Source organism: Streptomyces sp. NPDC055243 (genome assembly GCF_044544025.1).
Classification (GTDB): domain Bacteria; phylum Actinomycetota; class Actinomycetes; order Streptomycetales; family Streptomycetaceae; genus Streptomyces.
Window position 1 is genome coordinate 227,680 of sequence record NZ_JBITWR010000004.1, and the last position, 21,061, is coordinate 248,740.

Here is a 21,061-nt window from a genome sequence, read left to right on the forward strand (position 1 = left end):
GCCATGCAGCAGTGAGCGACGTTTCACGTGAAACACGATGCACGGCAGCCGGGGTGCCGCTTGCGCGACACCCCGGTATGCGTACGTTTGGCAGCTTTTGTGGAGTACGGCTCGTCGTCAGGACGGATGAACGACGAGCGCGGCACGCCTCGGCAGGAGGCTGGGTGACCGCTCAGCGACGACGCCGAGTCCGCCCTGTCCGGGCCGCCTTCGCGCGCTTGGCCGCGAAGCGCACACCGCCGGGGCTCTCCCCGACCTCCACCCGCACGACCGTGGACAGTGGGTCCACCACACCCTCACCGACATGCAGCACCGAGGTGTTCACGGCACCGAGCTTGCTCAGAGCGGCACCTGCGGCCTTGACCTCTTCCTCGGCCGTGTCGCCCTTGAGCAACAGCATCTCCCCGTAGGGACGCAGGAGCGGCACGCCCCAGGCCGCGAGGCGGTCCAGTGGCGCTACGGCCCGCGCGGTCACCACGTGGACGGGAGGCAGCTTGCCAAGGACCTCCTCGGCGCGCCCACGCACGACCGTCACGTGGTCGAGTCCGAGCAGCTCGACCACTTCGGTGAGGAAATTCGTGCGCCGCAGCAGCGGCTCAAGCAAGGTGATCTTCAGGTCCGGCCGCACGAGTGCCAGCGGAATGCCCGGCAGACCCGCGCCCGAGCCGACATCGCACACCATCACGTTCTCGGGTACGACCTCGGAGAGGACCGCGCAGTTCAGCAGGTGCCGCTCCCACAGCCGAGGCACTTCACGGGGGCCGATCAGGCCACGCTGCACCCCCGCGTCGGCAAGCAACTCCGCGTACCGGACCGCGTCCGAGAAGCGCTCACCGAATACCGCCCGGGCCTGCTCGGGCGCCGAGGGGAGCTCCGCTGCCTCCGTCACGGGGACCGTCCTTCCGTACCGCACTGGGGTGGCTGACTATCAGGCTGACAAAGACCGGCCCCGCCTGCGAACAGACGGGGCCGGGGGAACGACGTGCGATCAGGCGGGAAGCACGACGACGAAGCGCTGCGGCTCCTCGCCCTCGGACTCGCTGCGCAGACCGGCGGCCTTGACCGCATCATGCACGACCTTGCGCTCGAAGGGCGTCATGGGCTTGAGGTTCACCGGCTCGCCGGAGCTCTTCACCTCGGCCGCGGCCTTGGCACCCAGCTCGGAGAGCTCCTCGCGCTTCTTGGCGCGGTAGCCCGCGATGTCCAGCATCAGGCGGCTGCGGTCACCGGTCTCCCGGTGCACCGCGAGGCGCGTCAGCTCCTGGAGCGCCTCCAGAACCTCACCGTCACGGCCCACGAGCTTCTGCAGATCGCGGCTGTTCGAGTCGCTGATGATCGAGACAGCGGCGCGGTCGGCCTCGACGTCCATGTCGATGTCGCCGTCGAGATCGGCGATGTCCAGCAGACCCTCGAGGTAGTCCGCCGCGATCTCGCCCTCCTGCTCAAGGCGGGTGAGAGTGTCGCCGGCCTCGACCTCGGCCTCGGCGGGGGCGGTGGTGCCTTCCGTCACGGGATGGACTCCTTCTACTTCTTGGACGGGTGCTTGGGGCGCTGCTGGCCCTTGCGCTGCCCGGACTTGGCTTGGCTGCGTGCGTTCCCTGACCCGGTCTTGCCGCCCGCGGCCTTGCCCTTGGGAGCGGCGTCCTCAGGCTCGTCCGGAGTCTTCTCCAGCGACGTCTTCGCATCCGAAGGCGTCTCCGCGTCACTCTCCGCCTTGCTGTGTGCGGCGGCGGACTGGCGCTGCGACTTGCTCTGGCGCTTGGGCTGCTGCCGCTTCGGGGCGCCGGCGGCGGTGGCGCCGTCCTCGGTCTCCGTGGCGACGGACTCGCTCGGCGCGACGGAGCCGTCGGCCTGGGCCGCCAGGCCCGCCTTGCTCAGACCGTTGATGAACTTGCGCTCGAACTCGTTGCGGTCACGGCCCTTGGCGACGATCGCCTTGATGACGTTCGCGTTGCCGCGGCCCCGCACCTTCTTGGTGTGCGAGAGCTGCTTCTGCAGGCGCTCCAGGAACGCGGCCTGGGCCTTGGAGCCCGGAGTCGGGTTCCGGCGGATCACGAACATCTGCTGGCCCATGGTCCACACGTTGGTGGTCAGCCAGTAGACGAGAACACCGACGGGGAAGTTGATGCCGAACACGGCGAACATGATCGGGAACACGTACATCAGCATCTTCTGCTGCTGCATGAACGGCGTCTTGACCGTCGTGTCCACGTTCTTCGTCATCAGCTGGCGCTGCGTGTAGAACTGCGAGAACGACATCAGGACGATCATGATCGCGGTCACGACGCGGACGTCGGTCAGCGAGGCGTGGAGCGCCGCGACCTTTTCCTCGCTGTCCATGAACTTCGCGGCCAGCGGGGCGCCGAAGATGTGCGCCTTCTGCGCGCTCTCGAGCAGCGGCTTGTCGATGACACCGACGGTGTCGTTCGACGCGATGCCGGAGAGCACGTGGTAGAGGGCGAAGAAGAACGGCGACTGCGCCAGGATGGGAAGGCACGAGGAGAGCGGGTTGGTGCCCGACTCCTTGTACAGCTTCATCATCTCTTCGGACTGACGCTGCTTGTCGCTCTTGTAGCGTTCCTGGATCTTCTTCATCTCGGGCTGCAGCGTCTGCATCGCCCGGGTGGCCTTGATCTGCTTCACGAAGAGCGGGATCAGGCAGATACGGATCAGGATCACCAGGGACACGATGGACAAGCCCCAGGCCCAGCCCGTGTCAGGGCCGAAGATCGCCCCGTACAGCGAGTGGAACTGGACGATGACCCAGGAAACGGGTGTCGTGATGAAGCTGAACAGACTGGCAATCGTGTCCACTAATCAGGCTCCTTGAGCATGGGACGGGGTCTCGGCGGCCGGGCTCGGAGTATCCGGGGAGGTCTCCCCGGACGGCACGCCAGCGGCGGAGGGCCCGCCCTTGCGTTCCTGCCACGTGGCACGCAGCATCTCGTGCCACCGCGGGCGCTTGCGCGACGGGACATGGTCGACACCACCGAGCGACCACGGATTGCACCGCAGGATGCGCCAGGCAGTGAGCGCCGTTCCCTTGATCGCACCGTGCCGGTCGATGGCCAGGTAGCCGTAGCGGGAGCACGACGGGTAGTACTTGCACACCGGACCAAGCAGCGGACTGATCGTCCACTGATACAGCTTGATCAGAGCCAGCAGTGGGTACTTCATCGAGCGCCCCCTCCCAGCAGCCGCTGAAGGGCGGCGTCCAGGTCTTGGGCCAGCTGTGCATGGGCGGCGTCGCCCGCACCGGGCAACGCTCGTACGACTACCAGGCTACCGGGGGGCAGCTGGGCCACCCGGTCACGCATCAGATGGCGAAGCCTGCGCTTCACCTTGTTGCGTACGACTGCTCCGCCAACGGCCTTGCTCACGACGAAACCCGCACGCGTCGGGGGAACGCTCTCCCCAGGCGCGTGCGGGTCCGTTGGACCGCTACGCAGATGGACGACGAGAACCGGGCGTCCGGCTCGTCGTCCTCGGCGTACCGCGGTCGCGAAGTCTTCGCGCCGCCTCAGCCGATGCTCGGTAGGCAGCACGACGTCATGACCTAATGCGATTAAGCGGAAAGGCTGGCGCGACCCTTGCCACGACGGTTCGCGAGAATCGCGCGGCCGGCACGGGTGCGCATCCGCAGGCGGAAGCCGTGGGTCTTGGCGCGGCGACGGTTGTTCGGCTGGAAGGTGCGCTTGCTCACTCGGGGGCTCCAGAAATGATTGTGTGGTGGCGGGACATCGCCTGGCTGTCACCGTGCGCCCACGAGAAGCTCGCGAATACGCACCGAGTGCACCGCTTCACAATCACAGATCGTGATCTTTGCCCATCGGAGGCAGGCGGCAGCAGCCATCGACAACTCGACCTGGTCACGGTACGCGGGGCTACGCCATCCGGTCAAACCGACCGTCAGGGAGAGACACTGTGCACAGCCTGTGGACAACAACTTGAACCGCAGCCGTTGCCCTGACTACCGTGGCCAAACTCCGATTCATTCCCTTCTCCCTGCCCATCCCGATTTCCGTCCCAAGAACCACACCTTCGTGGGACCCCGTGAGAGAGCGTGCCTTGTGGCTGACGTACCTGCCGATCTTGCCGCAGTGTGGCCACGAGTGCTGGAGCAGCTGCTGGGCGAGGGGCGGGGGCACGGTGTAGACGCGAAGGACGAGCGCTGGATCAAGCGCTGCCAGCCCCTGGCGCTGGTGGCCGACACCGCGCTGCTGGCCGTACCGAACGAATTCGCCAAGGGCGTGCTCGAAGGACGTCTCGCACCCATCGTCAGCGAGTCGCTGAGCCGCGAGTGCGGCCGCCCGATCCGTATCGCCATCACGGTGGACGACTCGGTCGGCGACCCCATGGACCGGCCCACCCCGCCGGCGCCGCCCCTCCAGCAGCAGTCCGGCCAGCAACAACAGCAGCGCTACGACGAGCCGGAGCAGCACCAGGGCCCCGGTCAGGGACATGAGTCGTACGACGGTTACGGCCGCCGCACCCCGGACGAGCACTCCTCGGGCCGCGGGCCCGACCAGCTGCCGACCGCCCGCCCCGCGTACCCCGACTACCAGCGCCCCGGGCCCGGCGCCTGGCCGCAGCAGCAGCCCCAGCAGCAGGACGACTACGGCTGGCAGCAGCAGCGGCTCGGCTTCCCCGAGCGGGACCCGTACGCGAGCCCCCAGCAGCCCCAGCACGACTACCGGTCGCAGCCGCCGCAGGGGCGCTCCCCGTACGAGCAGCACCGCCAGGAGCGCCAGGACCAGCAGGACCGCCACGACCGGCGGGAGCGGCACGAGCAGTCCCCCGGGTCAGGGGGACACGACCCCAGAGGGGGCGGTGGCCACGGCAACGGGCACGGGGGCCATGGCGGCCACGGTGTCCACGGCAGCGGCTCTCCCGGCCCGCTGGCCGCACAGCCGGCGCCCGCGTCGGCCCCCGGTGAGCCCACCGCGCGCCTCAATCCGAAGTACCTCTTCGACACCTTCGTGATCGGTGCGTCGAACCGGTTCGCGCACGCGGCGGCCGTCGCCGTCGCCGAGGCTCCCGCCAAGGCGTACAACCCCCTCTTCATCTACGGAGAGTCGGGGCTCGGCAAAACGCATCTCCTGCACGCGATCGGGCACTACGCCCGCAGCCTCTATCCCGGCACGCGCGTGCGCTACGTGAGCTCCGAGGAGTTCACGAACGAGTTCATCAACTCCATCCGCGACGGCAAGGGCGACACCTTCCGCAAGCGGTACCGCGAGATGGACATCCTGCTCGTCGACGACATCCAGTTCCTGGCGAGCAAGGAGTCGACGCAGGAGGAGTTCTTCCACACCTTCAACACGCTCCACAACGCGAACAAGCAGATCGTGCTCTCCAGTGACCGGCCGCCCAAGCAGCTGGTGACCCTGGAGGACCGGCTGCGCAACCGCTTCGAGTGGGGACTGATCACCGACGTCCAGCCGCCGGAGCTGGAGACGCGTATCGCCATCCTTCGTAAGAAGGCGGTGCAGGAGCAGCTCAACGCCCCGCCCGAGGTCCTGGAGTTCATCGCGTCCCGCATCTCACGCAACATCCGTGAGCTCGAGGGCGCGCTGATCCGGGTCACGGCCTTCGCCTCGCTCAATCGGCAGCCGGTGGACCTGGGTCTGACGGAGATCGTCCTCAAGGACCTGATCCCGGGCGGCGAGGACGCGTCTCCGGAGATCACGGCTCCGGCCATCATGGCCGCGACGGCGGACTACTTCGGGCTGACAGTGGACGACCTCTGCGGATCCTCGCGCAGCCGCGTCCTGGTGACGGCCCGCCAGATCGCGATGTACCTCTGCCGTGAGCTGACGGACCTCTCCCTGCCCAAGATCGGCGCGCAGTTCGGCGGCCGCGACCACACGACGGTCATGCACGCGGACCGCAAGATCCGCGCGCTGATGGCCGAGCGGCGCTCGATCTACAACCAGGTCACCGAGCTCACCAACCGCATCAAGAACGGCTGACGGACGCGTCGAGCGGTTCGCTGAGAGCCACGCAGACGCAGCGACGACACGTCATCGAAGGGCGCCCCGGGACAACTTCCGGGGCGCCCTTTGCCGTTGCGCACCCGCCCGTGGACCCCCCGTGACCCCAGTCCGTCGCCCTCCACTGTTCGATTTCCCCAGCTGAGAGGCGTGTTCTCCACAGATCCGGGGTCTTTTTTCCTTCCACACCCTGGGGACCGGGAAGTTGTCCAGATGCTGTCCACAGGGGACCCTGCTGAAGGATCATCAAGCCAGGTCAGGTGGTTGTGGATTCGTGGACGACGATCCTCCACAGGCTGTGGATAAGAATTTCACCCACAGGGTGTGCATGAACTTGTCCACCGGCAACCCACAGGCTCGGGCCGGTTGTCCCCAGCTTTCCCCAGCTTCTCCACACGGCTGTCCACTGTTCGGCAACGCAACGCGCCCCGTCACCGTGCCGAGTGAAAGGCGTCACACCAAGGAGGTCGGTTGGCCTGTGGGGAAGGTGGGTAAAGCTGGGGACAGCGCTGGGGAGAAGTACCCCCTGCCTGTGCACCGGGTGTGCAGAACTTTCGCCCGTCCACAGAAACCACCGGTTGTCCACCGTCTCCGCCCACAGGCGCGGTGGATAAAAAACTGGCTCTGACCTGCGAATACACGGTTATCCACGGTTTCCACAGGCCCTACTACTACTCCCACTTAGAGTCACCGGGGAATTGGCTTCGAAGAGGGGCCTGTGCACAACTCTCGCTCCGGACCTCCAGCGCGCCTCGTCACGACTTGACCCCGAGAGGCACCCACTGTCAGTGCTGTGCGTCAGACTGGTCCCCAGTGCCAGCAACAGCAGGAGGGCGGCTAAGTGAAGATCCGGGTGGAACGCGACGTACTCGCAGAGGCGGTGGCGTGGGCGGCGCGCAGTCTCCCGGCCCGGCCTCCGGCACCTGTCCTGGCGGGCCTGCTGCTGAAGGCCGAGGAAGGCGCACTGAGCCTCTCCAGCTTCGACTACGAGGTCTCGGCGCGGGTCTCCGTCGACGCCGAGATCGACGACGAGGGCACGGTCCTCGTCTCCGGCCGGCTGCTCGCCGACATCTGCCGCGCCCTTCCCAACCGTCCGGTGGAGATCTCCACAGACGGTGTGCGCGCCACGGTGGTCTGCGGCTCCTCGCGATTCACACTCCACACACTTCCTGTGGAGGAGTACCCCGCGCTGCCGCAGATGCCCACGGCGACCGGCACGGTCCCCGGTGAGGTCTTCGCCTCCGCCGCCGCCCAGGTGGCCATCGCCGCGGGCCGCGACGACACGCTGCCCGTCCTGACCGGCGTACGCATCGAGATCGAGGGCGACACGGTCACCCTGGCCTCCACCGACCGCTACCGCTTCGCGGTCCGCGAGTTCCTGTGGAAGCCGGAGAACCCCGAGGCGTCCGCGGTGGCCCTGGTGCCCGCCAAGACGCTCCTGGACACCGCCAAGGCGCTCACGAGCGGCGACACGGTCACTCTGGCGCTGTCCGGCTCCGGTGCCGGTGAGGGTCTGATCGGCTTCGAGGGCGCCGGTCGGCGTACGACCACGCGTCTCCTCGAGGGCGACCTGCCGAAGTACAAGACGCTCTTCCCCACGGAGTTCAACTCGATCGCGGTCATCGAGACCGCCCCGTTCGTCGAGGCCGTGAAGCGCGTGGCCCTGGTGGCCGAGCGCAACACTCCGGTCCGGCTCAGCTTCGAGCAGGGCGTGCTGATCCTGGAGGCCGGCTCCAGCGACGACGCACAGGCTGTGGAGAGGGTCGACGCCCAGCTCGACGGCGACGACGTCTCGATCGCCTTCAACCCGACGTTCCTGCTCGACGGCCTGAGCGCGATCGACTCCCCGGTCGCCCAGCTGTCGTTCACGACGTCGACGAAGCCCGCACTCCTGAGCGGCCGGCCGGCCGTGGATGCGGAGGCCGACGAGGCGTACAAGTACCTGATCATGCCTGTACGTCTGAGCGGCTGAGCCCACAGGTGTGAGCGGGCGTCCGGGCGTAGGCTCGGACGCGGGTACGAAGGTGCCTCCACGCCACATCGCTACTTAAGGAACCACTGATGGAGCTCGGTCTCGTCGGCCTCGGCAAGATGGGCGGCAACATGCGCGAGCGCATCCGCCGCGCAGGCCACACCGTCATCGGATACGACCGCAACAAGGACGTCGCGGACGTCCACAGCCTCGAAGAGCTTGTGGGCAAGCTCAAGGGTCCGCGTGTCGTATGGGTGATGGTTCCGGCCGGAGCCGCGACCCAGTCCACCGTCGACGAGCTCGCCGAGCTGCTCCAGCCCGGTGACGTCGTCGTGGACGGCGGAAACTCCCGCTGGACGGACGACGAGAAGCACGCCGAGGAGCTCGCGGCCAAGGGCATCGGCTTCGTCGACTGCGGCGTCTCCGGCGGCGTCTGGGGCCTGCAGAACGGCTACGCGCTGATGTACGGCGGCGACGCCGAGAACATCGCGAAGGTCCAGCCGATCTTCGACGCCCTCAAGCCCGAGGGTGACTTCGGTTCCGTGCACGCCGGCAAGGTCGGCGCGGGCCACTTCTCGAAGATGGTTCACAACGGCATCGAGTACGCCATGATGCAGGCCTATGCCGAGGGCTGGGAGCTCCTGGAGAAGGTCGACTCCGTCACGGACGTGCGCGAGGTCTTCCGCTCCTGGCAGGAGGGCACGGTCATCCGTTCCTGGCTGCTCGACCTGGCGGTCAACGCCCTGGACGACGACGAGCACCTGGCGAAGCTGCGCGGCTTCGCGCAGGACTCCGGCGAGGGCCGGTGGACGGTGGAAGCCGCCATCGACAACGCGGTGCCGCTGCCCGCGATCACGGCCTCGCTCTTCGCCCGCTTCGCCTCGCGGCAGGACGACTCGCCGCAGATGAAGATGATCGCGGCGCTGCGCAACCAGTTCGGCGGCCACGCCGTCGAGTCCAAGAGCGAGCACTGATCCACAGCCTGTGCGGGAAACCGCGCGGGGCTGACAGCAAGTGAAGTAGGGCCGGGGGAGGTCGGCGCACACCATGCACGTCACGCATCTGTCGCTGGCCGACTTCCGCTCGTACGCCCGGGTCGAGGTCCCTCTCGACCCGGGCGTCACCGCGTTCGTGGGCCCGAACGGCCAGGGCAAGACGAACCTCGTGGAGGCCGTCGGCTATCTCGCCACGCTCGGCAGCCACCGGGTCTCGTCGGACGCCCCGCTGGTGCGCATGGGCGCCGAGCGTGCCGTCGTCCGGGCCGCGGTCCGGCAGGGCGAGCGCCAGCAGCTGATCGAGCTCGAGCTCAATCCGGGCAAGGCCAATCGCGCCCGTATCAACAGGTCATCGCAGGTCAGGCCCCGTGACGTACTGGGAATCGTCCGTACGGTGCTGTTCGCGCCCGAGGACCTGGCGCTGATCAAGGGCGACCCCGGTGAGCGCCGGCGCTTCCTCGACGAGCTGATCACGGCGCGTTCCCCGCGCATGGCGGGCGTGCGCTCGGACTACGACCGTGTGCTGAAGCAGCGCAACACCCTCCTGAAGTCGGCCGCCCTCGCCCGGCGGCACGGCGGGCGCACCATGGACCTGTCCACGCTCGACGTCTGGGACCAGCACCTCGCGACCGTGGGCGCCGAGCTGCTCGCACAGCGGCTCGACCTCATCGCCGCGCTGCAGCCGCTCGCCGACAAGGCGTACGAGCAGCTGGCACCCGGCGGCGGCCCCGTCACGCTGGAGTACAAGCCGTCGGCGCCGGGCGACGGCCATACGCGCGAGGTTCTGTACGAGCAGTTGATCGCCGCCCTCGAAGAGGCGCGCAAGCATGAGATCGAGCGGGGCGTGACGCTGGTCGGGCCGCACCGCGACGACCTGCTCCTGAAGCTGGGCCAGCTCCCCGCGAAGGGGTACGCGAGCCACGGCGAGTCCTGGTCCTACGCCCTGTCGCTGCGGCTGGCCTCGTACGACCTGCTGCGCGCCGAGGGGAACGAACCGGTGCTCGTCCTGGACGACGTGTTCGCGGAGCTCGACACGCGCCGCAGGGAGCGCCTGGCGGAGCTGGTGGCGCCGGGCGAGCAGGTCCTGGTCACGGCCGCGGTGGACGACGACGTGCCGGGCGTGCTCGCCGGGACGCGGTTCGCTGTGGCGGACGGCGCGGTGGAACGCGTATGACGCGTCGGAACGGGGAGTCCGTATGAGCGCCGAAGAGCCCGCCGAGAACACCCCCAAGGACGCTCCCAAGGACACGCCGAAGACGCCCGAGCCCTCCGGCATCGACCTGGCCCGGGTCGCCCTGCGTGCCGCCAAGGAGCAGGCACGCGCGCGTGGCGACGCGGCGCAGCAGAAGAAGCAGGCCCGCAGGGGCGGCCTTCGCTCCGGTGCGCGCGCCGACGGGCGCGACCCGCAGCCGCTCGGCTCCGCGATCAACCGTTTGATCACCGAGCGCGGCTGGGAGACGCCGGCCGCGGTCGGCGGGGTGATGGGCCGCTGGCCGCAGATCGTCGGCGAGGACCTGGCCAAGCACTGCGTCCCGCAGAAGTACGACGAGGGCGAGCGCATCCTGACGGTGCAGTGCGACTCCACGGCGTGGGCGACGCAGCTGCGTCTCATGGCCCCCCAACTGGTCGCGCGCCTCAACGAGGACCTCGGTCACGGCACCGTGCGCCTCATCAAAGTCCTCGGTCCCGGCGGCCCCCCGCGCCGCTTCGGACCCTTGCGCGCCCCGGGCAGCACGGGCCCCGGTGACACCTACGGCTGAGGCCGTACCGGGTGGTAGCTCGGGGTTGACGCTCCGAAGCGCTGAGTGCCGCTGTGAGCCTCCTAGGGCCCCGCTCCGCATATGGGGAGTCGGAGGATGCCGCTTCAGGACGGCACATGCGGACTCAGGTACCGGCAAACCCCCATCACTGTCGGCGCTACCGGTAGACTGGAAGCTAATCCCGCCCCACTTGTGGGACGCATAGAACAACGCTGACTATCGCTGAACGACGCAGCCGCTCCGGCCACCGCCGGGTGCTTGGCTTGTGCTGTGCCAGAAAGGGCGCTTCGTGGCCGATTCCGGCAACCCCAACGAGAACATCCCGTCTACCGTCGTTGGCGAGAACGGCGAGGTCACAGCCTTGTACGACGCCAGCGCGATCACCGTCCTCGAGGGTCTGGACGCGGTCCGCAAGCGGCCCGGCATGTACATCGGGTCGACCGGTGAGCGCGGCCTGCACCACCTCGTGCAAGAGGTCGTCGACAACTCCGTCGACGAGGCCCTCGCCGGTCACGCGGACACCATCGACGTCACGATCCTCGCCGACGGCGGCGTGCGCGTCGTCGACAACGGCCGAGGCATCCCGGTGGGCATCCACCCCGTGGAGAAGAAGCCGGCCGTCGAGGTCGTGCTCACCGTGCTCCACGCGGGCGGCAAGTTCGGCGGCGGCGGCTACGCGGTCTCCGGTGGTCTGCACGGCGTCGGTGTCTCCGTCGTGAACGCCCTGTCGACGAAGCTCGCCGTCGACATCAAGACCGACGGCTACCGCTGGACCCAGGACTACAAGCTGGGTGTGCCGACGGCCCCGCTGGCCAAGCACGAGGCGACCGAGGACACGGGCACCACGGTCACCTTCTGGGCCGACCCGGACGTCTTCGAGACGACCGAGTACTCCTTCGAGACGCTGGCACGGCGCTTCCAGGAGATGGCGTTCCTCAACAAGGGTTTGACCATCAAACTCACTGATGAGCGCGATTCGGCGAAGGCGACGGCGGGTGCGGACTCGGCCGAGGCGACCGACGACGAGGCCGACGAGGCGCGCACGGTGACGTACTTCTACGAAGGCGGCATCGTCGACTTCGTGAAGTACCTCAACTCCCGCAAGGGAGAGATGATCCACCCGACCGTCATCGACGTCGAGGCCGAGGACAAGGAGCGCATGCTCTCGGCCGAGATCGCCATGCAGTGGAACTCGCAGTACACCGAAGGTGTCTACTCCTTCGCGAACACGATCCACACGCATGAGGGCGGTACGCACGAAGAGGGCTTCAGGGCCGCGCTGACGGGCCTGGTCAACCGGTACGCGCGCGAGAAGAAGCTGCTGCGCGAGAAGGACGACAACCTCACGGGTGAGGACATCCGCGAGGGCCTGACGGCCATCATCTCGGTGAAGCTGGGCGAGCCGCAGTTCGAGGGCCAGACCAAGACCAAGCTGGGCAACACGGAGGCGAAGACCTTCGTGCAGAAGGTCGTGCACGAGCACCTCACGGACTGGTTCGACCGCAATCCGAACGAGGCCGCGGACATCATCCGCAAGGGCATCCAGGCCGCCACGGCCCGTGTCGCCGCCCGCAAGGCGCGCGACCTGACCCGCCGCAAGGGCCTGCTCGAATCGGCCTCGCTGCCCGGAAAGCTCAGCGACTGCCAGTCGAACGACCCGACGAAGTGCGAGATCTTCATCGTCGAGGGTGACTCCGCCGGTGGTTCGGCGAAGTCCGGCCGTAACCCGATGTACCAGGCGATCCTGCCCATCCGAGGCAAGATCCTGAACGTCGAGAAGGCACGGATCGACAAGATCCTGCAGAACCAGGAAGTCCAGGCCCTCATCTCGGCCTTCGGCACGGGTGTGCACGAGGACTTCGACATCGAGAAGCTCCGCTATCACAAGATCATCCTGATGGCGGACGCCGACGTCGACGGTCAGCACATCAACACCCTGCTCCTGACCTTCCTGTTCCGCTTCATGCGGCCGCTCGTGGAGTCCGGCCACGTCTACCTGTCGCGCCCGCCGCTGTACAAGATCAAGTGGTCCCGTGACGACTTCCAGTACGCCTACTCCGACCGTGAGCGCGACGCCCTGGTCGAGCTCGGCCGCCAGGCCGGCAAGCGCTTCAGGGACGACTCGGTCCAGCGCTTCAAGGGTCTCGGTGAGATGAACGCCGAGGAGCTGCGCATCACGACGATGGACCAGGAGCACCGCGTTCTCGGCCAGGTCACCCTGGACGACGCGGCGCAGGCCGACGACCTGTTCTCGGTGCTGATGGGTGAGGACGTCGAGGCACGGCGTTCGTTCATCCAGCGCAACGCCAAGGACGTCCGCTTCCTCGACATCTGAGTCGGCCGTACAAGCCGCACCTCGAAAGGACTTTGACCAGCAATGGCCGACGAGAACACCCCTGTGATGCCCGAAGAGGAGCCCGCTGTCCCCGGCGTGGGCATGCGTGTCGAGCCCGTCGGGCTCGAGACGGAGATGCAGCGCTCGTACCTCGACTACGCGATGTCCGTCATCGTGTCGCGTGCGCTGCCCGACGTACGAGACGGCCTGAAGCCCGTCCACCGCCGCGTCCTGTACGCGATGTACGACGGCGGCTACCGCCCCGAGAAGGGCTTCTACAAGTGCGCCCGCGTCGTCGGCGACGTCATGGGCACCTACCACCCGCACGGCGACTCCTCCATCTACGACGCCCTGGTCCGCCTGGCCCAGCCGTGGTCGATGCGGATGCCCCTGGTGGACTCCAACGGAAACTTCGGCTCTCCGGGCAACGACCCGGCCGCCGCCATGCGGTACACCGAGTGCAAGATGGCGCCGCTGGCCATGGAGATGGTCCGTGACATCGACGAGGAGACCGTCGACTTCACGGACAACTACGACGGCCGCAACCAGGAGCCGACGGTCCTGCCGGCGCGCTTCCCGAACCTGCTGATCAACGGTTCGGCGGGCATCGCGGTCGGCATGGCCACGAACATCCCGCCGCACAACCTCCGCGAGGTCGCGGCGGGCGCGCAGTGGGCGCTCGAGCACCCGGAGGCTTCGCACGAGGAGCTGCTCGACGCACTGATCGAGCGCATCAAGGGCCCCGATTTCCCCACCGGCGCACTAGTAGTGGGCCGTAAGGGCATCGAGGAGGCGTACCGCACGGGCCGTGGCTCCATCACGATGCGCGCGGTCGTCGCGGTCGAGGAGATCCAGAACCGCCAGTGCCTGGTGGTCACCGAGCTCCCCTACCAGACCAACCCCGACAACCTCGCGCAGAAGATCGCCGACCTGGTCAAGGACGGCAAGGTCGGCGGCATCGCCGACGTCCGCGACGAGACGTCCTCGCGCACGGGCCAGCGCCTCGTCGTCGTCCTGAAGCGGGACGCGGTCGCCAAGGTCGTCCTGAACAACCTCTACAAGCACACCGACCTGCAGTCGAACTTCAGCGCCAACATGCTGGCCCTGGTCGACGGTGTGCCGCGCACCCTCTCCCTTGACGCGTTCATCCGCCACTGGGTGACGCACCAGGTCGAGGTCATCGTGCGGCGTACGAAGTTCAGGCTGCGCAAGGCCGAGGAGCGGGCCCACATCCTGCGCGGCCTGCTGAAGGCCCTGGACGCCATCGACGACGTCATCGCGCTCATCCGGGCCAGCCAGACGGTCGACGTCGCGCGTGAGGGCCTGATGGGCCTGCTCTCGATCGACGAGATCCAGGCCAACGCCATCCTCGAGATGCAGCTGCGCCGGCTCGCCGCCCTGGAGCGCCAGAAGATCGTCGCCGAGCACGACGAACTGCAGGCGAAGATCAACGAGTACAACGCGATCCTGGCCTCGCCCGAGCGGCAGCGTCAGATCATCAGCGAGGAGCTCGCGGCGATCGTCGACAAGTTCGGCGAGGACCGTCGCTCGGCGCTCGTGCCCTTCGACGGCGACATGTCCATGGAGGACCTGATCGCCGAGGAGGACATCGTCGTCACGATCACGCGCGGCGGCTACGTCAAGCGTACGAAGACGGTCGACTACCGCTCCCAGAAGCGCGGCGGCAAGGGCGTCCGCGGCACGAAGCTGAAGGAGGACGACATCGTCGACCACTTCTTCGTGTCGACGACCCACCACTGGCTGCTGTTCTTCACGAACAAGGGCCGCGTGTACCGCGCGAAGGCGTACGAACTGCCGGACGCCGGACGCGACGCCCGCGGCCAGCACGTCGCGAACCTGCTCGCCTTCCAGCCGGACGAGAAGATCGCCGAGATCCTCGCGATCCGTGACTACGAAGCGGTGCCCTACCTGGTGCTCGCCACCAAGGGCGGCCTGGTGAAGAAGACCCCGCTCAAGGACTACGACTCGCCTCGCGCCGGTGGCGTCATCGCCATCAACCTGCGCGAGACGGACGACGGTTCGGACGACGAGCTGATCGGCGCCGAGCTCGTGTCGGCCGAGGACGATCTGCTGCTGATCAGCAAGAAGGCGCAGTCGATCAGGTTCACCGCAACGGACGATGCGCTGCGTCCCATGGGCCGTGCGACCTCGGGCGTCAAGGGAATGAGTTTCCGCGGTGGCGACGAACTGCTCTCGATGAATGTCGTCAGGCCGGGTACGTTCGTCTTCACCGCAACCGACGGTGGGTACGCCAAGCGCACCAACGTCGACGAGTACCGCGTCCAGGGTCGTGGCGGCCTCGGCATCAAGGCCGCCAAGATCGTGGAGGACCGCGGCGAACTCGTGGGCGCGCTGGTGACGGAGGAGACCGACGAGATCCTCGCCATCACCCTGGGCGGCGGTGTGATTCGTACGCGAGTCAACGAGGTTAGGGAGACGGGCCGTGACACCATGGGCGTCCAACTGATCAACCTGGGCAAGCGCGATGCCGTGGTCGGTATCGCTCGTAACGCCGAGGCCGGGCGCGAGGCGGAGGAAGTCGACGGCATCGTCGACGAATCGGCCGACGGCGAGCCGGTCGTCGGTACGGACGAGGGCACGGAGTCCACGGCCGAGTAGCGCGAGGAGAGAGTCATCGTGAGTGGAGCCACGGGCGCCGGAGCAAGTGGAACCGGCCCAGCCGGTACAGACGGTGTCCGTGGCTCCGCCACTGATTCTCCCGAATCGCATGAGCCTCGTGGATCCCAGGGGGGAACCGTGACCGACACCCGAGGGCCGCAGTCGGCTCAGTCAGCGCAGTACGAGGGGTCCTATGCGGCCGGTGCTCAAGGGACCCAGGGGTCCCAGGGCTCGCAGGGCGCCACTGGTGCGCTTCCCGGGGAGCGCCAGCCCCAGCAGGCCCAGCAGGCCCAGCAGGGGTCCCAGGCGTACCACCCGCCGCAGGCCTACCAGCAGGACTCCCAGACGGGTTCCGTGCGCAGGCCGCGGACCGGGGCGCGCACGACGCCCCGTACGCGCAAGGCGCGACTGCGGGTGGCCAAGGCCGACCCGTGGTCGGTGATGAAGGTCAGCTTCCTGCTCTCCATCGCGCTCGGCATCTGCACGATCGTCGCGGCCGCCGTGCTGTGGATGGTCATGGACGCCATGGGCGTCTTCTCGACGGTGGGCGGCACGATCTCGGAGGCGACGGGCTCGAACGAGTCCAACGGCTTCGACCTGCAGTCCTTCCTGTCGCTGCCGCGGGTCCTGATGTTCACGACGATCATCGCGGTCATCGACGTGGTCCTCGCCACGGCGCTGGCGACGCTCGGCGCCTTCATCTACAACCTCTCCGCGGGCTTCGTGGGCGGCGTCGAGCTGACGCTGGCCGAAGACGAGTAGTTCTTCTTAACGCTCTTCTCCCCGCTCGCTCCGCGCTCTCCTGCTGAGCTGTCTTGGGTCCAGGGCCCCGTCCGTACCGGGCGGGGCCCTGTTCTTCTGCCCGCGGCTCTCCCGTGGCTGTCCCGTGGCTCTGCCGTGGCTGTACGGTCGCGCACCGGTTGCTCGGGGGCCGCTCACGGGGTGTCCGGCCCCCACGGAGCTATCGATTTTGGGACTGGCCCGCACGTGCGCTAATCTTCAGAGGTCAGCGCGCGGGACACACCGCAGCGCGGCGGGGCTATAGCTCAGTTGGTTAGAGCGCATCCCTGATAAGGATGAGGCCACAGGTTCAAATCCTGTTAGCCCCACAGACATGAAGAAGACCCCCAGCCGATACGGGCTGGGGGTCTTCTTCATGTCTGTGGGGCTGTGGTGCCCCTGGGGGGGGCAGCGGCCGGGCCGGCCGGGGCCGTGACTACGGCTCCGCGGCGAGCCCGCCCGGATGGGCCTCGGCCTCAACGGCCGTCTCCGTGTCGTCCGTGGGGATCTGACGGCAGCTGGGGGATGATCCGTGTGCCTCGGCGCGGATGCGCTGCTTCATCGTGGGCGGCAAGGACCGTTCGTACGCTGCTGCCCAGTAGGCCGCGAGTGGAGCCGTCATGGTCGGCGCGCTCTTGCACGTTTCCGTGGCCTGCTGTACCGGCGTGGCCGCCGTTGCCGTGGTCGTGAATCCCAGTGTGGCGAAGAGTGCGAGGAAGGCGGTGATGAGCGTGGTCCACAGCTTCATGGCCTTGGTGCCGGTCATGGCTTCTCACTTTCGGGTTGGGCGATTTGCGTACTTTCCTCATGATGTGTATGCGGGGCCGAGAGTGGGGGACCGACGCTCGTGGCGCGTCGATGTTCAGATGAACACCACCCGGATGGCCGTAAACGGCCTCTGAGGGGCCTGGGAGAGGTCCGGGTGAGGTTCAGAGCGGCGAATGTCGCGACGGGCCGTGAGACGCCGAGGAGTGGCGGCGCCCGATTCGACTGCTGTGTTCGGGGCGGGAGTTGGGGTGGATCCAGGTCACCGATCGGTATCGATCGGTGTGTATAGTCGGGCGCCAGAAGTCCCTTACGTCAAGAAAGACGAGGTCGCGCGGTGAAGAAGCTTCTCCTGGTCGCACTGGCCGCCATCGGCGGGCTCCTCGTGTACCGCCAGATCCAGGCGGATCGCGCCGAGCAGGATCTGTGGACGGAGGCGACTGACTCCGTGCCCACGGGTTCGTGAGTACTGGCAACAGTCTCTTCACAAGGCCCCGGTCGCTTCTGCGGCTGGGGCTTTGTGCTGTCCGGATCTTTCCGGCCCCTCGTCTTTGCTCACGCAAGCCATCTCCGCGCGCGGGCAAAGGTTGTCGCGCCGCCGCGCGGGCATGTGTGGCCGGGACGACTGGGGCGGTCGGGGTGACCGGGATGGCCGGGGTGGGCGGGTCTTCGGGGAGGGGTGGCACGTGATGGGGCGGCTGCGCAGAGTCCGGCCGACGCTGGCCGCGGGAGCGGCGCTGTGCGTGGTGATGGCGCTGCCGGGCCAGGCCGCGGCGGGCACGCCGAGTCCGTACGCCTTCGACGGCCGGGCCATGCCGGTCGACGGCGCGCGGAACACCGTCGACAGCGTGAAACTCACGCCAGGGTCGACGTACAAGAGCTCCCTCGCGCGCGGGGGAAAGGTCTACTACCAGCTGCAACTCGATGGCAGGGAGACCGTGTACGTCTCTGCCACCGCCGTTCCCGGGCTCGACGCCAAGGTCGTCTACGGGGATGGCGTCGAGGTGTCCCTCCAGGACGCGAACGGCAACAGGTGCGACTCCGGAGACGCGCGATTCGGTACGTCGCAGAGCCCGCGGCCCATCACCGCCTGGGCGGTACGGGCCGTGGGTCCCGCCGAGAACCGGTGCAAGGTGGCCGGCACCTACTACGTAGTGGTCGAGCGGAACAGCGATCCGGGCTCCAGCACGGAGACGTGGGACACGGAGCTGCGCGTCGTCTCGGAGCCCGGAGTGGCCAAGAGCGCCTCCACGACGCCGCCCGAGTCGTGGAACTCCGCATCGCCCACGCCTCCCACCGGTACCCGCGCGGAACGCAGGGGCGGCACGGGCTTCAACGACGCCAGGGCGCTGCGGACGGGCGTGTGGGGCGACCGGATCGAGCCCGGTCAGACGCTCTTCTACCGCGTGCCGGTCGACTGGGGGCAGCAGATCTCCGCCAGTGCCGAGCTGGGCAGTGCGAGCGGGGGCAGGTCCGAGTTCGTCGCGTCAGCGCTTGTCATGTCGCTGTCCAATCCGGTGCGCGCACGCCTCGACGACGTCGACACGGCGTACGACGGCCAGCAGAAGACGACCACGCTCGACCCACTGGCTCCCGTTGCGTACGAGAACCGATACTCCCCGATCGACGGAGTGGCCGGAACGCGGTTCGCCGGGTGGTACTACCTCTCGGTCCACCTCAATCCGAAGGTCGCCCCGCAGTTCGGCAAGGGGCCGCTGGATCTGACGCTGCGGGTGAATGTCGACGGAGCAGCGAAGTCGGGGCCCGCGTACGTCGGGAGGGCGCGGCCCGCGGACCAGTTCAGCGTCACCGGCCAGGACAAGGACGCGGCGGTGCGGGGCGATACGGCTGCCGGGGACGGAAGCGGGGACGGGGGCTCGGGCGGCAACCGGGACGGGATGAAGTTGGTCGCTGCCGGGGGATTCGGTGCCGGGTCCGCGCTGTTGCTGGTCCTGGGCGTGTGGACGCTGATCGGGCGGAGGCGGGCCGCGGCTTCGGCTGCGGCCGCGGCTTCGGATTCAGCGGCAGCTTCGGGCTCGGCTCCGGCTTCGCAGTACGGGCCGCCACCGGCTTGGTAGCTGGGGCGGCGCCGGGCAGCGGGGCAGGGCAGGGCTGGGCAGGGCTGGGCTGGGCGCGGCAGGCGGTGGGTCAGCTCTGGGGCAGCTCAGGGTCAGCTCTGGGTCAGCTCTGGGTCAGCTGGGTCAGGGCCCAGATGCCCACCGCGAAGCACGCCAGCGAGGCCAGCAGCATCGGGATCGCCACTTTCAGGGGCGGCCCCGGTCGTTTCTGCCGATGGCGCTGCGGAACCGGTCGGCTTGCGAGCGGAACCTGCGGGGCGTGAGCGGTGTATGGATAAGTAGGGGTGGATACGTGGTGCACCGATGGTGTCACGGAGAGTGATGGATCGTGAGCCGGGAGGTGCGTGGGAGCTTGGGCGGCCGGGGTCGGAGTCGGGGCTTGGGCGTGGACCGGAATCGGCACCTGGGCCGGAACTTGATTTGGCACCTGAGCCGGCACTTGAGCAGGCATCTGATGGGGGGAGGGGACGTGCGGGAACTGAGCGGGGGGCGGAGGCGGGGGCGGCGTGGCCGGCTGCTGCTGCGGCGGCGCTTGCTGTGGCTGGTCCTGTTGGTCCTGCACCGGCTGGGCTTGCAGGGACTGGGTCTGCACCGGCTGGGCCGGGATCGGCTGGGCCGGGACGGGCTGTGCCGGGACCGGCTGACCCGGCACCGGCTGGGCCTGGACGGGCTGTACCGGCAGGCCCGACGGCGGCGTGCTCTGTGGTGGCATGGCCTGCGGTGGCGTGCTCTGCGGTGGCGTGGACTGCGGTGGTGGAGCCGGTGGGAAGCTTCCCGTCTGCGGAGCGGAGAGGGGCGGGGGCGGTACGGAGGGGGGAGCGAAATCCGGCGGGGGCGGGGTCGTGAGGGGGCCGTCGGGCCCGAACCCCCGGGGGAGCGGCCCCAGTTGGTCGAAGATCTCGACGATCTCGTCGTCGGGCCCCGGCTCGGGCAGCAGCTCGGTGACCGAATTCAGCGCCTTGCGCGCGCCCGTGGCGGTGCGGAACCGCGCGAGCGGGTCCGGCTGGAGAAGCGTGGCGACGACCTGCCACAGCGGCTCCGGCACGCCCTGCGGCGCCCTGGGCGTGCCGTGCGCGGCGAAGTGCTCGATCAGGGCCTTGGCGTCCGGCTTGGCACCCTGAAGCAGATAGAGGGTCACCAGGCCGACGGCGAAGAGGTCGGCGGTGAAGTCCGGCTCGGCACCCATCATTTGCTCGGGAGCGAAGTAGCCGGGCGTCCCCACCACATGGTCGGTCTCGGTCAGCCGGGGCTCGCCCAACCGCATCGAGATCCCGAAGTCGGAGAGCCGCAGATGCGGACGCGCGGTGCCGGTGGCCTCCATCAGGATGTTGGCGGGCTTGATGTCACGGTGCACGACCCCCTCGGCGTGCACCGCGGCGAGACCGGAGAGCAGCTGGTCCAGAAGCGTGCAGACCAGGCGGGGCGGCAGCGCACCGTAGTCACCGATCACATGAGCCAGCGAGCCGCCGCCGACCAAGGCCATGGTGAACAGGACCTTGTCGTCGTCGGCGGCCCAGCTGGCGGGCGCGAGCACATGGGGGTGGTCGATCCGGAGCGCCTGCTCCCGCACGAAGCGCAACAGGGCGTGCGCGTCGCGCTGTTGCAGGACCTTGGCGGCCACATACCGACGCCGCCGGTGGTCCCAGGCGCGCCAGACCGCTCCGACTCCCCCGCGTCCGACCGGGTCGACCAGTTCGTAGCGGCCGGCGAAGACCTCACCCATGGTCGCGCATTGCTTCCCCT

General features: G+C 68.4%; 18 protein-coding genes and 1 tRNA gene. 11 read left to right on the plus strand and 8 right to left on the minus strand.

What is annotated here, in order from left to right:
- Window positions 1-172 precede the first annotated feature (172 nt).
- From rsmG to rpmH, 6 genes are all read right to left on the minus strand, one after another.
- Window positions 173-889, minus strand: a complete 717-nt coding sequence (gene rsmG / locus ACIGXX_RS13870) for a 16S rRNA (guanine(527)-N(7))-methyltransferase RsmG (RefSeq protein ID WP_351169176.1) — start codon at window positions 887-889, stop codon at window positions 173-175.
- 99 nt (window positions 890-988) lie between these two features.
- Window positions 989-1,510, minus strand: a complete 522-nt coding sequence (locus ACIGXX_RS13875) for a R3H domain-containing nucleic acid-binding protein (RefSeq protein ID WP_135332061.1) — start codon at window positions 1,508-1,510, stop codon at window positions 989-991.
- 14 nt (window positions 1,511-1,524) lie between these two features.
- Window positions 1,525-2,814: a membrane protein insertase YidC gene (gene yidC / locus ACIGXX_RS13880; protein ID WP_351169173.1), complete on the minus strand. Its 1,290-nt coding sequence runs from the start codon at window positions 2,812-2,814 to the stop codon at window positions 1,525-1,527.
- A 3-nt stretch (window positions 2,815-2,817) separates the two neighbouring features.
- Complete coding sequence (gene yidD, locus ACIGXX_RS13885) at window positions 2,818-3,177, minus strand: membrane protein insertion efficiency factor YidD (protein ID WP_399975512.1); 360 nt, start codon at window positions 3,175-3,177, stop codon at window positions 2,818-2,820.
- The gene (rnpA, locus tag ACIGXX_RS13890) at window positions 3,174-3,545 is read right to left on the minus strand and encodes a ribonuclease P protein component (protein WP_351169169.1); all 372 of its coding nucleotides are present in this window, start codon (window positions 3,543-3,545) and stop codon (window positions 3,174-3,176) included. Before rnpA ends, yidD begins: the two co-directional genes overlap by 4 nt.
- Window positions 3,546-3,565: 20 nt before the next feature.
- Window positions 3,566-3,703: a 50S ribosomal protein L34 gene (gene rpmH, locus ACIGXX_RS13895; protein WP_006381191.1), complete on the minus strand. Its 138-nt coding sequence runs from the start codon at window positions 3,701-3,703 to the stop codon at window positions 3,566-3,568.
- Window positions 3,704-4,070: 367 nt separating this feature from the next.
- Between rpmH and dnaA the strand changes: the two genes are divergently transcribed.
- The 9 genes from dnaA to ACIGXX_RS13940 all read left to right on the plus strand — a co-directional run bounded on the left by dnaA (window position 4,071) and on the right by ACIGXX_RS13940 (window position 16,804).
- Window positions 4,071-5,972, plus strand: coding sequence for a chromosomal replication initiator protein DnaA (gene dnaA, locus ACIGXX_RS13900; RefSeq protein ID WP_351169166.1), 1,902 nt, complete (start codon window positions 4,071-4,073; stop codon window positions 5,970-5,972).
- A gap of 862 nt (window positions 5,973-6,834) precedes the next feature.
- Window positions 6,835-7,965: a DNA polymerase III subunit beta gene (dnaN, locus tag ACIGXX_RS13905; RefSeq protein ID WP_160506115.1), complete on the plus strand. Its 1,131-nt coding sequence runs from the start codon at window positions 6,835-6,837 to the stop codon at window positions 7,963-7,965.
- An 89-nt stretch (window positions 7,966-8,054) separates the two neighbouring features.
- The gene (gene gnd / locus ACIGXX_RS13910; protein ID WP_351169162.1) at window positions 8,055-8,939 is read left to right on the plus strand and encodes a phosphogluconate dehydrogenase (NAD(+)-dependent, decarboxylating); all 885 of its coding nucleotides are present in this window, start codon (window positions 8,055-8,057) and stop codon (window positions 8,937-8,939) included.
- A gap of 73 nt (window positions 8,940-9,012) precedes the next feature.
- The gene (recF, locus tag ACIGXX_RS13915; RefSeq protein ID WP_399975519.1) at window positions 9,013-10,134 is read left to right on the plus strand and encodes a DNA replication/repair protein RecF; all 1,122 of its coding nucleotides are present in this window, start codon (window positions 9,013-9,015) and stop codon (window positions 10,132-10,134) included.
- A 22-nt stretch (window positions 10,135-10,156) separates the two neighbouring features.
- The gene (locus tag ACIGXX_RS13920; protein WP_361472734.1) at window positions 10,157-10,720 is read left to right on the plus strand and encodes a DciA family protein; all 564 of its coding nucleotides are present in this window, start codon (window positions 10,157-10,159) and stop codon (window positions 10,718-10,720) included.
- 265 nt (window positions 10,721-10,985) lie between these two features.
- Window positions 10,986-13,055, plus strand: a complete 2,070-nt coding sequence (gyrB, locus tag ACIGXX_RS13925; protein WP_351169153.1) for a DNA topoisomerase (ATP-hydrolyzing) subunit B — start codon at window positions 10,986-10,988, stop codon at window positions 13,053-13,055.
- A gap of 42 nt (window positions 13,056-13,097) precedes the next feature.
- A complete protein-coding gene (gyrA, locus tag ACIGXX_RS13930) occupies window positions 13,098-15,695 on the plus strand; it encodes a DNA gyrase subunit A (protein WP_361472738.1) in 2,598 nt (865 codons plus the stop codon).
- Window positions 15,696-15,713: 18 nt separating this feature from the next.
- On the plus strand, window positions 15,714-16,457 hold the full coding sequence (locus ACIGXX_RS13935; RefSeq protein ID WP_399975524.1) for a DUF3566 domain-containing protein: 744 nt from the start codon (window positions 15,714-15,716) through the stop codon (window positions 16,455-16,457).
- A gap of 273 nt (window positions 16,458-16,730) precedes the next feature.
- A tRNA-Ile gene (locus ACIGXX_RS13940) sits at window positions 16,731-16,804 on the plus strand.
- Between the two features lie 107 nt (window positions 16,805-16,911).
- On the opposite strand, the gene ACIGXX_RS13945 is transcribed toward ACIGXX_RS13940, so the two are convergent.
- Window positions 16,912-17,241: a DUF6344 domain-containing protein gene (locus ACIGXX_RS13945; protein WP_351169144.1), complete on the minus strand. Its 330-nt coding sequence runs from the start codon at window positions 17,239-17,241 to the stop codon at window positions 16,912-16,914.
- Between the two features lie 336 nt (window positions 17,242-17,577).
- Between ACIGXX_RS13945 and ACIGXX_RS13950 the strand changes: the two genes are divergently transcribed.
- Together ACIGXX_RS13950 and ACIGXX_RS13955 are read left to right on the plus strand one after the other, a co-directional pair.
- The gene (locus tag ACIGXX_RS13950; protein WP_003999697.1) at window positions 17,578-17,706 is read left to right on the plus strand and encodes a DLW-39 family protein; all 129 of its coding nucleotides are present in this window, start codon (window positions 17,578-17,580) and stop codon (window positions 17,704-17,706) included.
- Between the two features lie 223 nt (window positions 17,707-17,929).
- Window positions 17,930-19,318 (plus strand): hypothetical protein, encoded by a 1,389-nt coding sequence (locus ACIGXX_RS13955; protein ID WP_383816245.1) that lies wholly within the window; start codon window positions 17,930-17,932, stop codon window positions 19,316-19,318.
- Window positions 19,319-19,421: 103 nt separating this feature from the next.
- On the opposite strand, the gene ACIGXX_RS13960 is transcribed toward ACIGXX_RS13955, so the two are convergent.
- Entirely contained in the window at window positions 19,422-21,041 is a 1,620-nt protein-coding gene (locus ACIGXX_RS13960) for a serine/threonine protein kinase (RefSeq protein WP_383815570.1), read from the minus strand.
- Window positions 21,042-21,061: the final 20 nt, after the last annotated feature.

Bases quoted from the DNA above. Each gene is read 5' to 3' on its own strand.
- yidD (WP_399975512.1), bottom strand. From the start codon at position 3,177: ATGAAGTACCCACTGCTGGCTCTGATCAAGCTGTATCAGTGGACGATC.
- gnd (WP_351169162.1), top strand. From the start codon at position 8,055: ATGGAGCTCGGTCTCGTCGGCCTCGGCAAGATGGGCGGCAACATGCGC.
- recF (WP_399975519.1), top strand. From the start codon at position 9,013: ATGCACGTCACGCATCTGTCGCTGGCCGACTTCCGCTCGTACGCCCGG.
- ACIGXX_RS13920 (WP_361472734.1), top strand. From the start codon at position 10,157: ATGAGCGCCGAAGAGCCCGCCGAGAACACCCCCAAGGACGCTCCCAAG.
- gyrA (WP_361472738.1), top strand. From the start codon at position 13,098: ATGGCCGACGAGAACACCCCTGTGATGCCCGAAGAGGAGCCCGCTGTC.
- ACIGXX_RS13945 (WP_351169144.1), bottom strand. From the start codon at position 17,241: ATGACCGGCACCAAGGCCATGAAGCTGTGGACCACGCTCATCACCGCC.
- ACIGXX_RS13955 (WP_383816245.1), top strand. From the start codon at position 17,930: ATGGGGCGGCTGCGCAGAGTCCGGCCGACGCTGGCCGCGGGAGCGGCG.
- ACIGXX_RS13960 (WP_383815570.1), bottom strand. From the start codon at position 21,041: ATGGGTGAGGTCTTCGCCGGCCGCTACGAACTGGTCGACCCGGTCGGA.